Origin of the sequence: Mycobacterium sp. 852002-53434_SCH5985345 (genome assembly GCF_001667155.1) — a bacterium.
Taxonomy (GTDB): Bacteria; Actinomycetota; Actinomycetes; order Mycobacteriales; family Mycobacteriaceae; genus Mycobacterium.
The window spans coordinates 58,579-71,936 of the sequence record NZ_LZIE01000076.1; the positions used below are offsets into that span (position 1 = coordinate 58,579).

Genomic DNA, 13,358 nt, shown 5'->3' on the forward strand with positions numbered 1-13,358 from the left:
AGTTCTCGCTTGGGCCCGCAACACCTGGCGCGCGCTGACGTCGATGGGCACCGCGCTGGTGTTGCTGTTCCTGCTCGCGCTGGGAGCGATCCCCGGGGCGCTGCTGCCGCAGCGCAGCCTCAACGCCGGCAAGGTCGACGACTACCTGAAGGCCCACCGGGTCATCGGGCCATGGCTCGATCGGCTGCAGGCCTTCAACGTGTTCTCCAGCTTCTGGTTCACGGCCATCTACGTCCTGCTGTTCGTCTCGCTAGTCGGCTGCCTGACCCCGCGGATGATCGAGCACGCTCGCAGCCTGCGCGCCACCCCGGTGGCCGCCCCGCGCAACCTGGCCCGGCTGCCCAAGCACGCCAGCGCCGAGATCGAAGCCGGCGCCGACGAACTGAACGCCTTGGCGAACGAGATCACCGGCCGGCTGCGCGGCTGGCGCACGGCCATCCGGCATGAAGACGAAGCCGTCGAGGTGTCCGCCGAGAAGGGCTATCTGCGCGAGTTCGGCAACATCGCCTTCCACTTCTCGTTACTGGGCCTGCTGGTCGCGGTGGCCGTCGGCAAGCTGTTCGGCTACGAGGGCAACGTCATCGTGATCGCCGACTCGGGCCCGGGGTTCTGCTCGGCCTCGCCGGCCGCATTCGATTCGTTCCGCGCCGGCAACACCGTCGACGGCACGTCGCTCAACCCGATCTGCATACGCGTCAACGACTTCCAGGCGCACTACCTGCCGTCCGGGCAGGCCACCTCGTTCGCCGCCGACATCGACTACCAGGCCGGGCACGATCTGGCGGCCAACAGCTGGCGGCACTACCTCTTGGAGGTCAACCACCCGCTGCGGGTCGGCGGCGACCGGGTGTACCTGCAGGGCCACGGCTACGCGCCCTCCTTCACCGTGACCTTCCCGGACGGTCAGACGCGCTCGTCGACCGTGCAATGGCGGCCCGACAATCCGCAGACCCTGCTCTCGTCGGGCGTGGCGCGCATCGACCCCCCCGCGGGCAGCTATCCCAACGCCGCCGATCGCCGACAGCACGAGATCGCGATCCAGGGCTTGCTGGCGCCGACCGAGCAGCTCGACGGCACGCTCTTGTCGTCGCGCTTCCCGGCCCTGAACGCCCCCGCGGTGGCCGTCGACATCTACCGCGGCGACACCGGGCTGGACACCGGGCGACCGCAATCGCTGTTCACACTCGATCCGCGGCTGATCCAGCAGGGCCGGCTGACCAGGGAAAAGCGGGTCAACCTGCGCGCCGGGCAGGAGGTGCGGATCGATCAGGGCCCGGCGGCCGGCACCGTCGTCCGCTTCGACGGCGCCGTGCCGTTCGTCAACCTGCAGGTATCCCACGACCCCGGGCAGGCCTGGGTGCTGGTCTTCGCCATCACGATGATGGCGGGCCTGGTGGTATCGCTGCTGGTGCGCCGGCGCCGGGTGTGGGTCAGGCTCACCCCGGGGGCCGGTACGGTGAACGTCGAACTGGGCGGGCTGGCGCGCACCGACAACTCCGGGTGGGGCGACGAGTTCGAGCGGTTGACCGAGCGGGTGCTCAACGGCCTGGGTGAGCCCGGCGTGGCGCACTCACCGAAGCCCCCCGCGCCCAAAAGGAGTTCTCAGGTGGACGTCAAATGAACACGGTGCACGTCAACATCGGCTTGGCGCGTTACTCCGACTGGGCTTTCACCTCGGCCGTGGTGGCGCTCGTCATCGCGTTGTTACTGTTGGCCTTCGAGCTGGCCTATGCCGGCGGCCGCCGCGTCGACCGGCGCGAGCGGGTCTTGGCCGGTGCGGTTTCCTCCGACAGCTTCACCCCAGGCATCGTGGAGGAGGCCCCCGGCCGGCCGTTGGACGAACGGGTGGGGCGGGCCGGGCTGGCCCTCGTCTACCTCGGCATCGGCCTGCTGCTGGCCTGCATCGTGCTGCGCGGCCTGGCCACCCTGCGGCCGCCGTGGGGCAACATGTACGAGTTCATCAACCTGACCTGCATGTGCGGCCTGCTCGCCGGGGCCTTGGTCCTGCGCCGCCCGCAGTACCGCCCGCTGTGGGTTTTCCTGCTGGTTCCGGTGCTGATCCTGCTCACGGTGTCCGGCCGCTGGCTCTACACCAACGCCGCGCCGGTGATGCCCGCGCTGCAGTCCTATTGGCTGCCCATCCACGTGTCGGTGGTCAGCCTGGGCTCCGGGGTGTTCATGGTCGCCGGCATCGCCAGCATCCTGTTCCTGCTGCGTACGTCTCGGCTGGGCGAAGCCGGGGCCGAGGGCGCCCTCGCCCGGATCGTCCAGCGGTTTCCCGACGCGCAGACCCTGGACCGCGTCGCCTACCGGACCACGATCTTCGCCTTCCCGGTGTTCGGCTTCGGGGTCATCTTCGGGGCGATCTGGGCGGAGGAGGCCTGGGGCCGGTACTGGGGCTGGGACCCCAAGGAGACGGTGTCCTTCGTCGCGTGGGTGATTTACGCCTCGTACCTGCATGCCAGGTCGACCGCGGGCTGGCGAGACAGGAAGGCGGCCTGGATCAACGTTGCCGGGTTCGTGGCCATGGTCTTCAATCTGTTCTTCGTTAACCTGGTGACCGTGGGCCTGCATTCGTATGCGGGCGTGGGGTGACCGCAGCGACCGACCCGAGTAACACAACAAGGGGGAGTGCACGTGTCCGACCATCCAACGGGCGTCGGGACGCCCGATCAACCGACAACGCAATTGCCTCCGCAGGAGTTGTCCGCCTCGCCATCGCCGGAAAACACTGACGACTCGCTTGCCGACGGCGGCGAAGCGCCGACTCGCGCCTTCACCGGATTCCGCACCGAGCGGCGGGTCCCCGGTCCCGAGCGGCGCGAGGCGGCGCCGCCCACCACGCCCAGGCCCGCGGGGATGCCGCCGTGGGACGCCACCCCGGTGACCGGCATCCCGCGGGTCGACCCGACCGCCTACGGCGCCTACTACACGGGCCCGGTCGCGACGCCGCCCCCGCAAGCCCCGGCGCGCCCGGAATCGCTGCCGCACACGCCGTACCCGGAGCTGTCCACCGGCATGCTGCTGCGGCCGGTAAAGCCACCGCCCTCCGAGGGCTGGCGCCGGCTGCTCTACGAACTGTCCGGCCACCTGGTCAACCTCGGGGAAGGCCCCCGGGCCGCCCGGTACAACAACCTGGTGGCGCAGGTGAACCGGCCGTTGCGCGGGTGCTACCGGATCGCGCTCGTGTCGCTCAAGGGCGGCGTCGGCAAGACGACCATCGCCGCGACCATGGGTGCCACGTTCGCCTCCATCCGCGGTGACCGGGTGGTGGCGGTCGACGCCAACCCGGACCGCGGCACCCTGAGCCAGAAGATCCCGCTGGAGACGGCGGCGACGGTGCGCCAGCTGCTGCACGACGCCGGCAGCATCGAGCGCTACAGCGATGTCCGCCGCTACACCTCGAAGGGCCCGAGCGGGCTGGAGGTGCTGGCGTCGGAGACCGACCCGGCCATCTCGGAGGCGTTCGGCGCCGACGACTACACCCGGGTCCTCGACGTCCTGGAGCGGTTCTACGGCTTGGTGCTCACCGACTGCGGCCCGGGACTGCTGCATTCGGTGATGTCCTCGGTACTGGAGAAGGCCGACGTTCTCGTGGTGGTCAGCTCGGGATCCATCGACGGGGCACGCAGCGCGTCGGCGACGCTGGACTGGTTGGACGCGCACGGCCACGAGGAGATGGTCCGCAACTCGGTCGCGGTCATCAACGGGGTGCGGTCGCGAACGGGCAAGGTCGACATGAACAAGGTGGTCGACCACTTCTCCCGCCGGTGCCGCGCGGTCCAGATCGTGCCGTTCGACTCGCACCTCGAGGAGGGCGCCGAAATCGAGTTGGACCGGCTCAAGCGGTCGACCCGCGAGGCGCTCACCGAGCTGGCGGCCATTGTCGCCGACGGGTTCCCGGGCGACCAGCGCAATCCCGGAGTCACGTAGAGCGAGCCTTACCGGGGGTTGTTGTCCCCGTGCCCTAACCGCCGTAAGAAGTCCGGATCGTCGTCGGGCCCGATAACGCGCGTCTTCGCCCGGTTGGTTTGTGACCGAGCCGTCCGCCAGCCAACGTAGATCAGCGTCCCCAACATCAGGACGAGCAGCAGGTAGAGCACTCAACACCTCCGTTGACGAATATACCCGCGTCGTAGGCTCTCCCCTGTGTCAGAAGGAGCGAGCGACAACAGCGCCGGGGACCGCGTGGACGAGGGCGGGCCGCAACGCGCCGGCCGTCGGGCGGTCGTCGACGTTCTGCTCTACGCGGGGGCACGGCTGCTGCTGGCGGTGGCGCTTGCCGCGGCGATCTACGGGGTGGCGCGCCTGATGGGTGTCACCCAGTTTCCGATCGCGGTCGCCGCGTTGTTCGCTCTCATCATCGCCATGCCCCTGGGCATTTGGCTGTTCGGCCCGCTGCGCCGGCGCGCTACCGCGTCGCTGGCGATCGCCGGCGAGCGCCGGCGCCGGGAGCGCGAGCAATTGCGGGCGCGGTTGCAGGGTGAGGCGCCGACCGACGACGCGTGAGACGGGTCAGAAGTTGGGCATCCGGACGACCTGCGCGGCGTAACTGAGGCCCGCGCCGTAACCGATCAGCAGCGCGAGGTCGCCCGGCTTGGCCGCCCCGGTTGCCAGCAGTTCGGCCATCGCGAGGGGGATGGAAGCCGCCGACGTGTTGCCGGTGTGCTCGATGTCGTTGGCGACGATGGCGTCCGGCCGCAACTCGAGGCCCTTGGCCAGGACCTCGTTGATGCGGCTGTTGGCCTGGTGCGGCACGAACACGTCGATCTCGTCGGGCCGCACGCCCGCCGCATCCATCGCCTGCCGGCCGACCTTGCCCATCTCGAATGCCGCCCACCGAAACACCGCGCTGCCCTCGAGCCGCAGGAAGGGGCGCGGGCCCGTCGGGCTGTCCATGTAGTCGATCCAGTCAATGTCCTGGCGTATCGCCAGGGCCTGCTCGCCGTCACTGCCCCAGACGGTCGGCCCGATGCCCTGATCGGGTGTCTCTCCGACCACCACTCCGGCCGCGCCGTCGGCGAAGATGAAGCAGTTGGTGCGGTCTTGCATGTCCACGGTGGGGGACAGCTTCTCCGAGCCGAGGACGAGCACCTTGGCGGCGGTCCCGCCGCGGATCATGTCGGCCGCGACGCCGAGCGCGTAGCCGAAGCCGGCGCACCCCGCCGAGACGTCGAACGCGGGCACACCCGTGGCGTCCAGCGCCGCGGCGACGGCCGGGGCGCAGGCTGGGGTCTGCAGAAAATGCGTGCTGGTCGCGACGATCACGCAGTCGATGTCCGACGGTGTCAGCCCGGCGTTCGCGATCGCTTGCCGCCCGGCCTCGGTGGCCATCGACGCGGCGGATTCGTCGCGGGCGGCGAACCGGCGGGTCTTGATCCCGGTGCGGGAGTAAATCCACTCGTCGGAAGATTCGATGTTCTCGCAGATCTCGTCGTTGGTGACCACCCGTTCGGGGCGGTACGCGCCGACGCTGAGCATGCCGATGTTCTTCGGTCCACTGGTCGCGGCGATCTGCTTCATTGCTGTCCCCGATCGGTGCTCGCTGTGAACGGCCATCGGTCCCGACGCCGGTCCCTCATTGTTATCGGATCCGGCCGCGCTATTTCACTCGAGTGGGCATTTACGGCGGTGACACGCCGTGAAACGCCGCCGCCAGCGCACAGTCAACGTCGTGGGCGCACGCTCGATCAGCCGGCCAGCGCCAGCGCCGCGGCCACCGCGATCGCCCAGGCGACCATGGCCAGGCCGGTATCCCGCAGCACGGGAATCAACTCCCGGCCGCCGCGTCCCGACCGCACCGGACCCGCCGCACGCAGCGCCAGCGGCGTGGCAACGAATCCCACGGCGCACCACGGCGTCGCCGCCATCAGCACCAGGGTCAATACCCCGGCGGTCGCCAGCAGCGCCTGGTACAGCGCGCGAGTGCGGGCGTCACCCAGCCGCACCGCCAGCGTGATCTTGCCCGACTGCGCGTCAGTGGGAATGTCGCGCAGGTTGTTGGCCACCAGCACCGACGACGACAGCGCGCCGATTGACACCGCGAGCGCCACCCCCACCCAGTCCACCCGCAGCGACTGGGTGTACTCGGTGCCGAGCACGGCCACCAGGCCGAAGAACACAAACACCGCGACCTCGCCGAAACCGGCGTAGCCGTAGGGTTTCGAGCCGCCCGTGTACAGCCACGCCCCGGCGATGCACACCGCCCCGACGGCGATCAGCCACGGCGCGCTGACGAGCGCGAGCGCCAGGCCGGCCGCCGCCCCGATCGTTAGGCTCGCCACCGCGGCGGCCAGCACCGAGCGGGGGGAGGCCAGCCGCGAGCCCACCAGGCGCACCGGGCCGGCCCGGTCGTCGTCGGTGCCGCGGATGCCGTCGGAGTAGTCGTTGGCGTAGTTGACACCGACGGTCAGCGCGACCGCGACGGCCAGCGCCAGCAGCGCCTTCCACCACACCGCGGATCCCAGCCATGCCGCCGCGCCGGTGCCCGCGACCACCGGCGCCACCGCGTTGGGCAGCGTCCGCGGCCGCGCACCAGAGATCCACTGCCCGAAATTGGCCACGCACGCATCCTGCCAGGGGCCCGGCGCGCCCCCGCACCCGCGATCGGCGTGGGGCCATGCACCACAATGGGCTGATGCTCGGAGTCATCGGCGGCAGCGGCTTTTACACCTTCTTCGAGACCGAAACCCGCGCCGTCGACGTGGACACCCCGTACGGCCCGCCCAGCGCCCCGGTGACGATCGGCGCCGTCGGGGGACACGAGGTCGCGTTCCTGCCCCGGCACGGGAGCACGCACCAGTTCTCGGCGCACACCGTGCCGTATCGGGCCAACATGTGGGCGCTGCGCAAGCTCGGGGTGCGGCGGGTTTTCGGCCCGTGCGCCGTCGGCAGTCTGAACCTCAACAACGGGCCGGGCGCGGTGGTGGTGCCCGACCAGCTGGTGGATCGCACCAGCGGCCGCCCCGACACCTACTTCGATTCCGGCGGCATCCACGTCGACTTCGCCGACCCATACTGTCCCACCCTGCGCGCCGCGGTGGCCGGCCTGCCCAACGTGGTCGACGGCGGCACCATGGTGGTGATCCAGGGGCCCCGGTTTTCCACGCGCGCGGAGAGCCAGTGGTTCGCCTCAGCGGGGTTCTCGCTGGTGAACATGACCGGCTACCCGGAGGCGGTGCTCGCGCGTGAGCTCGAAATGTGTTATGCGACAATAGCTTTGGTAACCGACCTGGACGCCGGTGTCTCGGTCGGCGAGGGCGTGACGACCGTCGAGGTGTTCGCCGAATTCGAGAAGAACATCGGGGGATTCAAGGAGCTGGTGCGCCAGGCCATCGGCCGCGTCGCCGACGAACGCAACTGCACGCAGTGCCTGCCGCACACCGGCGTGACGCTGCCCCTCGAGCTGCCATGAGGGTATTGCTCACCGGGGCGGCCGGTTTCATCGGTTCGCGGGTGGCCGCGGCGCTGCGGGCGGCGGGCCACGACGTCGTCGGCGTCGACGTGTTGCTGCCGGCGGCGCACGGCCCGAATCCGGTGCTGCCGCATGGATGTCACCGCGTCGACGTCCGCGACGCCGATGCGCTGGCGCCCCTGCTGGACGGGGTGGACCTGGTCTGCCATCAGGCGGCGATGGTCGGTGCGGGCGTGGACGCCGCCGACGCCCCCGCCTACGGCGGCCACAACGATCTCGCCACCACGGTGCTGCTGGCGCAGATGTTCGCCGCCGGGGTGCGCCGCCTGGTGCTGGCGTCGTCGATGGTGGTGTACGGGCAGGGCCGTTACCACTGCGGGCAACACGGACACGTCGATCCGTTGCCGCGGCGGCGCGGCGACCTCGACGCCGGGAGCTTCGAACACCGCTGCCCGATCGGGGGCGAGGAACTGCAGTGGCGCCTGGTCGACGAGGGCGCCGCGCTGCGGCCGCGCAGCCTGTACGCGGCCAGCAAGACCGCTCAGGAGCACTACGCGCTGGCATGGTCGGATTCGACAGGCGGTTCGGTGGTGGCGTTGCGCTACCACAACGTCTACGGCCCCGGGATGCCCCGCGACACCCCGTATTCCGGGGTGGCGGCCATCTTCCGGTCGTCGCTCGAAAGGGGCGAGCCGCCAAGGGTTTTCGAGGACGGCGGCCAGATGCGTGACTTCGTCCACGTCGACGACGTGGCCGCCGCCAACCTCGCGGCGACCCAGGACATCGACGGATTCACCGCGGTCAACGTCTGTTCCGGACGGCCCGTCTCCATCCTGCAGGTGGCCGGCGCCTTGTGCGACGCGCGCGGCGGTTCGCTCTCGCCCGTGATCACCGGCCAGTACCGCAGCGGCGACGTGCGCCACATCGTCGCCGATCCATCCCGGGCGGCCGAGGTGCTCGGCTTCCGCGCGGCCATCGACCCGGCCGAGGGCCTGGGCGAGTTCGCGTTCGCCCCGCTGCGCTGAGCGCCCTACCCCTGCGGCGGCCGGTAGATCTTGGGCTTCTGGACGGGAATCTGTCGCGTCGCGGAGTCGTCGCCGCGGAAGATCCGTGGGCCGGTGGTGATCCGGGTGGTGGCCGCGGCCGACGGCGGTGCGGCGTGGCCGACCGGGACGCGCGCCCGCGGCGTGGGCGGAACGCCGCCCGCAGGCACGGCGGGCTTGGGGGCGGCGCGGCGGCGGCGCACGCGGCGGCCGCGCAGCTGCCCGGTGACGATCGCGGCCCCCAGGATGCACAACGCCAGGCCGCACAGCGCCACATCGAAGGTGCTGGTGATCTGCTGGGCCAGGTTGTTGCCGTAGACCGGGTGCTGCGCGGGGGAGTTGGCTGAGTCCGCGAACCGCGGTGCCAGCACCACACCCACGACGACGCGGGCGACGCTGAGCGTGGCGACCAGACCGCACAGCGACGAGATCAGGCGCGCCGAGTGGGCGGCGTGGCGCAGGTTGATGCGCAGCCAGATCGCCAGCACCGCGGTGGCCAGATCGAACGCGGCCAGCACCATGCTGTCGTACCGGGAGAAGGGGTAATCCAGGCTCACGGCGACGAAGAGGTCGGTCAACCGCATCAGCATCGAGCCCAGGCCCCATACGGCGATGAGCAGCAAGCCATTTCGGGCCGCCGCCCGCCAGGCGCTCTCCTCGGCCCCCGTCGTGTTGCGGTTACCGAACAGGGTTTGCGGCGCGAACATCGCGGCGGCCGCCGCCCACGCCAAGTAGCCCTCGAAGCCGACCCCGGCGGTCGACGTGTTCTGCGCGATGCCGTGGAACGCGTCCACGTCCCGCCCCAGGGGCAGGAGCCACACGAGGATCCCGGCGACCAGTGTCGACGTGCCGAGCGCGACGGTGGCCAGCCGCGCGGCCCTGGTGCTGCGCAGCAACCACCTGGCGGCGACCAACACGGCCACCAGCGCCACGACGCCGTACACCACCGCCGTCACGATGACCGCCACGTTCTGCTTGCCGAACGCGGCGGCGCCGCCGGTGTTCTGCAGCGCGTAGCGAACCCGCCAGTACAGGTTGAAACCAAAGCTGAGCGCCGCCAACGCCATCGACGCGTAGCCGATGAGCCGGGCCGACCGCAGCCAGCCGGTGTGCTCGTCGCCCTCGGGAACCGGTCCGGTGTGGGCGCCGGCGGCCACCGCCTGCGCGCTCAGCATGCAGCCGGCGATTCCCGCCCACGCGCCCGGCCCCACCCCGCCCGGCACGTTCACCGTGCCACCGAACCGGACGGTCTCGAACGCGTCGAAGACCACGAACGCCAGCACCAGCAGCGCGTAGGGGACGTTGAGCCCCAGGCGAAGCCGGCCCGCCCTCGCGGGGTTGAAACGCGCGCCGGCGGACCTCCAGGAACCGGCCACCGCGACGGCGACGACGGACAGCGCGGTCACGGCGAGCAGCACCGCGAAGAGGGTCGTACTGCTGCCGGGGATCCCGACACCGAAGTACAGATTCCACGGCAGGAACAGCGCGAAGACGAGCAGCGCGATCGCGGTCAGGTCGCTGACGATGTGCCGGCGCCGCGTCGTCGCGGTCCCCGCCACCGGCGGAGCGGCGGCAGCCGGCCGGATGATGCGAGCGGTTTGCTGCGCCTGTCCGGGATCGATGGGGCCGGTGGGCGCGTCGTCACTGCTCTGGATCACCATGCCCCCCGGAATTCAAGGACGCTCAATCGTGGCGCAGGTTCGGTTGCGCGGCGGGTAAACACCCTGCCGAGGCGGCCGGACCGCTCGCTTGCGAACATATTCTCCGTTCGGACGCCCTCGCAGATTCCCCCGCGACCGTCCTGTCGTTCGAGAAGCTGGTTACGCTGCGCTATGGGCAAACGTTGTCGCCCGAATAACGGATACTGCCAACGGTATCGCAAGTGTAATGATGCCGGGACATTGCTGGTCGTGGGGTAGCCAGCCGAAGGAGAACCGGGATGGACGTCGTGTTGGGGGTCGCGGTCACGGGCCCGGTTGCCCGCTTGGCGCTTGTCGGGCCGGGCGCGGACGTGATCGACCAATCCGTCGTCGACCTGGCGGAGAACCCGGTCGGCAAACTCACCGAGACGGTGGTGGGCACCAATCGGCTCCTGGCGGACGAGAACCACCGGCTGGTCAGCACCCGGGTGTGCTGGAGCGACGATCCGCGGGCCGGCCAGCTGCGGCAGGCACTGGAAGATTCCGGCGTTTCCAACGTCGCGTTGCTCTCCGACTCGCAGGCGGTGGCCGCGCTGATGCGCGCGGCCGGGCGCCCCGGCGCCGCCGCGCTGGTGCTGGACGACGCGACGGCGACGCTGTCCGTGCCGGGTTCTGCCGATGACCAGAACGCACCGCCGACCGTGCTGGCCAGGGAGGCGGTCGCCGGCAGCGACGCGACCGCGACGTTCAACACGATGATGGCCCAACTCAGCGCCAGGCCGGACGCCCCGGGCGACGTGTACCTGGTGGGCGCTTCGCCCGAGCTGGCTCAGGTCGCCGACCAGATCCGCAATGCGTCGACCATGCGGGTGCAGGTCGCCGACGACCCCGCCTTCGCGATCGCCCGCGGCGCGGCGATGGCCGCCGCGGCGCAGACGGCGTTGTCGGCCGGGGATGCCACCGCGATGGCGCCGGCTGTGGGACTCACCGGGGATGAGACCGCGATGGCGCCCGGGCTCACCGGGGATGAGACCGCCATGGCGCCCGGGCTCACCGGGGACGAGACGACGGTCGTGCCTCCGGCAGATGTGGAGGAACCACAGCTGGCGTACTCGATGACCGACGATGCCGAGCCGTTCGCCGGCGACGAGTACGGCCCCGAATACGACGACTTCGACGACGTCGACGAGACCACGGCCATCCCCTCCCGGCTGAGCCGCCGATCCCTGGTGGTGGGCAACGCCGTGATCGCCTTCGCGGTCATCGGTTTCGCGTCGCTGGCCGCCGCGGTGGCCATTGCGGTCCGTCCCACCGCGAGCCAACAGCCGGTGGTGGGACACCAGAACGCCGCCCCGGGCAAGTTCATGCCGTTGTTGCCGACCCAGCAGCAGGCGCCGGTGCCACCGCCCCCGGTTGATCAGCCCAACGCGGGTTTCCAGGGCGGCGTCATCCCGGATGCCAACGGTCTTATTCCGGCACAGGGCGGCGGTGGGCCGGCCGTCCCCGCCGCGCCGGTGTCGCCCGGCTTCGTACCTAACCCGAATCCCGCTGTGCCCGTTCCGGTCCCGGTCATCGTTCCGGTCCCGGTGTATCCGCCGCCCCCATACACCCCGCCGACGTTCACGACGCCGACGACCACGACGACGATCACTACCACGACCACGACCACGACGCCGACGACCACGACACCGACCACGACGACGTCCACCACGACGGAGCCGTCCACCACAACGCCAACCACGACGACGCCGACGACAACGACACCGCCCGTGACCACGACCACCCCGCCGACGAGCTCTAAGGAGCCGTTCACCTCGACGCAAACGCCGACAACCGCCGCGCCGCCGCCCAGCACGCACGAAACGACGGTGGCGCCGCACACGCAGACCCCGCAAACGCTCGCCCCGCAGCAGCCACGCACCCATCGCGGGTTCTGAGGCGTCCATGCCCGACGCCGTCACGGTGGTGCTGCCCTGCCTCAACGAGGAGGAGTCGCTGCCCGCGGTGCTGGCGGCCATCCCCGCCGGATACCGGGCGCTGGTCGTCGACAACAACAGCACCGACGACACTGCCGGGGTCGCGCGGCGGCACGGCGCCGAGGTCGTGGTCGAGCCGCGGGCCGGGTACGGCTCGGCGGTGCACGCGGGCGTGGTGGCCGCGAGGACGCCGATCGTGGCGGTGATCGACGCCGACGGCTCGATGGACGCCGGGGAGCTGCCGCGGCTGGTCGCCGCGCTCGAGCAGGGTGCCGATCTGGTGATCGGACGGCGCCGGCCGGTAGCCGGGCTGCATTGGCCGTGGGTGGCCCGGGTCGGCACCGTGGTGATGAGCTGGCGGCTGCGCACCCGCCACGGATTGCCGGTGCACGACATCGCGCCGATGCGGGTGACCCGGCGCGAGGCGCTGCTGAATCTCGGTGTCGTCGACCGGCGTTCGGGTTACCCGCTGGAGCTGCTGGTCCGGGCCGCGGCCGCCGGCTGGCGCGTGGTCGAACTCGACGTCAGCTACGGCCCCCGCACCGGCGGCCAGTCGAAGGTCAGCGGTTCGCTGCGGGGGAGCATCACCGCGATCGTCGACTTCTGGAAGGTGATCTCGTGACTGTCGTGGCGGTGACGCTGCTGGTGGTCGCGAAGGCGCCCGAGCCCGGCCGGGCCAAGACCCGGCTCGCCGCGACGGTCGGGGACCTCGTCGCCGCCGAAATCGCCGCCGCCGCACTGCTGGACACGCTGGACGCGGTGGCCGCCGCGCCGGTGGCGAACCGGGTGGTCGCCATGACCGGCGACCTGAGCGCCGCAGCCGCCGCCGACGAGATCCGGCAACGGCTGGAGTCCTTCACGGTGATTCCCCAGCGCGGCAACGACTTCGCCGATCGCCTCGCCAACGCCCATGCCGACGCGGCGGACGGCTATCCGGTGGTGCAGATCGGGATGGATACCCCGCAGGTGACCGCCGACATGTTGATCGACTGCGCGCAACGCCTGCAGGAGGCGCCGGCCGTGCTCGGGCCGGCCGTCGACGGCGGCTGGTGGGTGCTCGGTTTGCGGAGCCCCGAAACGGCCGAATGCCTGCGCACCGTCCCGATGTCGCAGCCCGATACCGGACTGCTGACGTATCGGGCGTTGCACGACTTGGGAATTGAGCCCTATGCGGCGCCCCGACTGGCCGACTTCGACGTCGTCGACGACGTGGCGGCGGTGCGCGAGGCGTGCGGGCCCGCCAGTCGCTTCACGACGGTGACCCGCGCGGCCGGCCTGTAGCCCG

The 13,358-nt window shown here is 70.9% G+C and carries 13 protein-coding genes; 9 read left to right on the forward strand and 4 right to left on the reverse strand.

What is annotated here, in order from left to right:
- Positions 1–43 precede the first annotated feature (43 nt).
- The 3 genes from A5756_RS20055 to A5756_RS20065 are packed head-to-tail and all read left to right on the forward strand — an operon-like array spanning position 44 to position 3,933.
- On the forward strand, positions 44–1,621 hold the full coding sequence (locus A5756_RS20055) for a cytochrome c biogenesis protein ResB (protein WP_066956459.1): 1,578 nt from the start codon (positions 44–46) through the stop codon (positions 1,619–1,621).
- Complete coding sequence (gene ccsB, locus A5756_RS20060; protein WP_066956462.1) at positions 1,618–2,595, forward strand: c-type cytochrome biogenesis protein CcsB; 978 nt, start codon at positions 1,618–1,620, stop codon at positions 2,593–2,595. Before A5756_RS20055 ends, ccsB begins: the two co-directional genes overlap by 4 nt.
- Before the next feature lie 42 nt (positions 2,596–2,637).
- The gene (locus A5756_RS20065; protein ID WP_066956680.1) at positions 2,638–3,933 is read left to right on the forward strand and encodes a MinD/ParA family protein; all 1,296 of its coding nucleotides are present in this window, start codon (positions 2,638–2,640) and stop codon (positions 3,931–3,933) included.
- Between the two features lie 8 nt (positions 3,934–3,941).
- Here A5756_RS20065 and A5756_RS26045 read toward each other — a convergent pair whose 3' ends face one another.
- Positions 3,942–4,103, reverse strand: a complete 162-nt coding sequence (locus A5756_RS26045; protein WP_156622576.1) for a hypothetical protein — start codon at positions 4,101–4,103, stop codon at positions 3,942–3,944.
- 85 nt (positions 4,104–4,188) lie between these two features.
- Between A5756_RS26045 and A5756_RS20070 the strand changes: the two genes are divergently transcribed.
- Positions 4,189–4,509: a DUF4229 domain-containing protein gene (locus A5756_RS20070; protein WP_066956683.1), complete on the forward strand. Its 321-nt coding sequence runs from the start codon at positions 4,189–4,191 to the stop codon at positions 4,507–4,509.
- Between the two features lie 6 nt (positions 4,510–4,515).
- On the opposite strand, the gene fabH is transcribed toward A5756_RS20070, so the two are convergent.
- Both fabH and A5756_RS20080 read right to left on the reverse strand, forming a co-directional pair.
- Complete coding sequence (gene fabH, locus A5756_RS20075) at positions 4,516–5,523, reverse strand: beta-ketoacyl-ACP synthase III (protein ID WP_066956465.1); 1,008 nt, start codon at positions 5,521–5,523, stop codon at positions 4,516–4,518.
- A gap of 167 nt (positions 5,524–5,690) precedes the next feature.
- Positions 5,691–6,563 (reverse strand): 1,4-dihydroxy-2-naphthoate polyprenyltransferase, encoded by an 873-nt coding sequence (locus tag A5756_RS20080; RefSeq protein ID WP_066956467.1) that lies wholly within the window; start codon positions 6,561–6,563, stop codon positions 5,691–5,693.
- A 71-nt stretch (positions 6,564–6,634) separates the two neighbouring features.
- Between A5756_RS20080 and A5756_RS20085 the strand changes: the two genes are divergently transcribed.
- Entirely contained in the window at positions 6,635–7,414 is a 780-nt protein-coding gene (locus tag A5756_RS20085; RefSeq protein WP_197505808.1) for an S-methyl-5'-thioadenosine phosphorylase, read from the forward strand.
- Positions 7,411–8,439 (forward strand): NAD(P)-dependent oxidoreductase, encoded by a 1,029-nt coding sequence (locus A5756_RS20090; protein WP_066956472.1) that lies wholly within the window; start codon positions 7,411–7,413, stop codon positions 8,437–8,439. Before A5756_RS20085 ends, A5756_RS20090 begins: the two co-directional genes overlap by 4 nt.
- A 5-nt stretch (positions 8,440–8,444) precedes the next feature.
- Here A5756_RS20090 and A5756_RS20095 read toward each other — a convergent pair whose 3' ends face one another.
- The gene (locus A5756_RS20095) at positions 8,445–10,118 is read right to left on the reverse strand and encodes a hypothetical protein (protein WP_066956474.1); all 1,674 of its coding nucleotides are present in this window, start codon (positions 10,116–10,118) and stop codon (positions 8,445–8,447) included.
- A gap of 278 nt (positions 10,119–10,396) precedes the next feature.
- Between A5756_RS20095 and A5756_RS26050 the strand changes: the two genes are divergently transcribed.
- From A5756_RS26050 to A5756_RS20110, 3 genes are read left to right on the forward strand one after another with little or no spacing between them, the layout of a single operon-like run.
- On the forward strand, positions 10,397–12,034 hold the full coding sequence (locus A5756_RS26050) for a hypothetical protein (protein WP_066956477.1): 1,638 nt from the start codon (positions 10,397–10,399) through the stop codon (positions 12,032–12,034).
- A gap of 7 nt (positions 12,035–12,041) precedes the next feature.
- On the forward strand, positions 12,042–12,695 hold the full coding sequence (locus A5756_RS20105; RefSeq protein ID WP_066956480.1) for a glycosyltransferase family 2 protein: 654 nt from the start codon (positions 12,042–12,044) through the stop codon (positions 12,693–12,695).
- Entirely contained in the window at positions 12,692–13,354 is a 663-nt protein-coding gene (locus A5756_RS20110; RefSeq protein ID WP_066956483.1) for a DUF2064 domain-containing protein, read from the forward strand. Before A5756_RS20105 ends, A5756_RS20110 begins: the two co-directional genes overlap by 4 nt.
- Positions 13,355–13,358 lie beyond the last annotated feature (4 nt).

Coding starts and splice junctions, on each gene's coding strand:
- A5756_RS20055 (WP_066956459.1), top strand. CDS start 44: ATGGGCACCGCGCTGGTGTTGCTGTTCCTGCTCGCGCTGGGAGCGATC.
- ccsB (WP_066956462.1), top strand. CDS start 1,618: ATGAACACGGTGCACGTCAACATCGGCTTGGCGCGTTACTCCGACTGG.
- fabH (WP_066956465.1), bottom strand. CDS start 5,523: ATGAAGCAGATCGCCGCGACCAGTGGACCGAAGAACATCGGCATGCTC.
- A5756_RS20090 (WP_066956472.1), top strand. CDS start 7,411: ATGAGGGTATTGCTCACCGGGGCGGCCGGTTTCATCGGTTCGCGGGTG.
- A5756_RS20095 (WP_066956474.1), bottom strand. CDS start 10,118: ATGGTGATCCAGAGCAGTGACGACGCGCCCACCGGCCCCATCGATCCC.
- A5756_RS26050 (WP_066956477.1), top strand. CDS start 10,397: ATGGACGTCGTGTTGGGGGTCGCGGTCACGGGCCCGGTTGCCCGCTTG.
- A5756_RS20105 (WP_066956480.1), top strand. CDS start 12,042: ATGCCCGACGCCGTCACGGTGGTGCTGCCCTGCCTCAACGAGGAGGAG.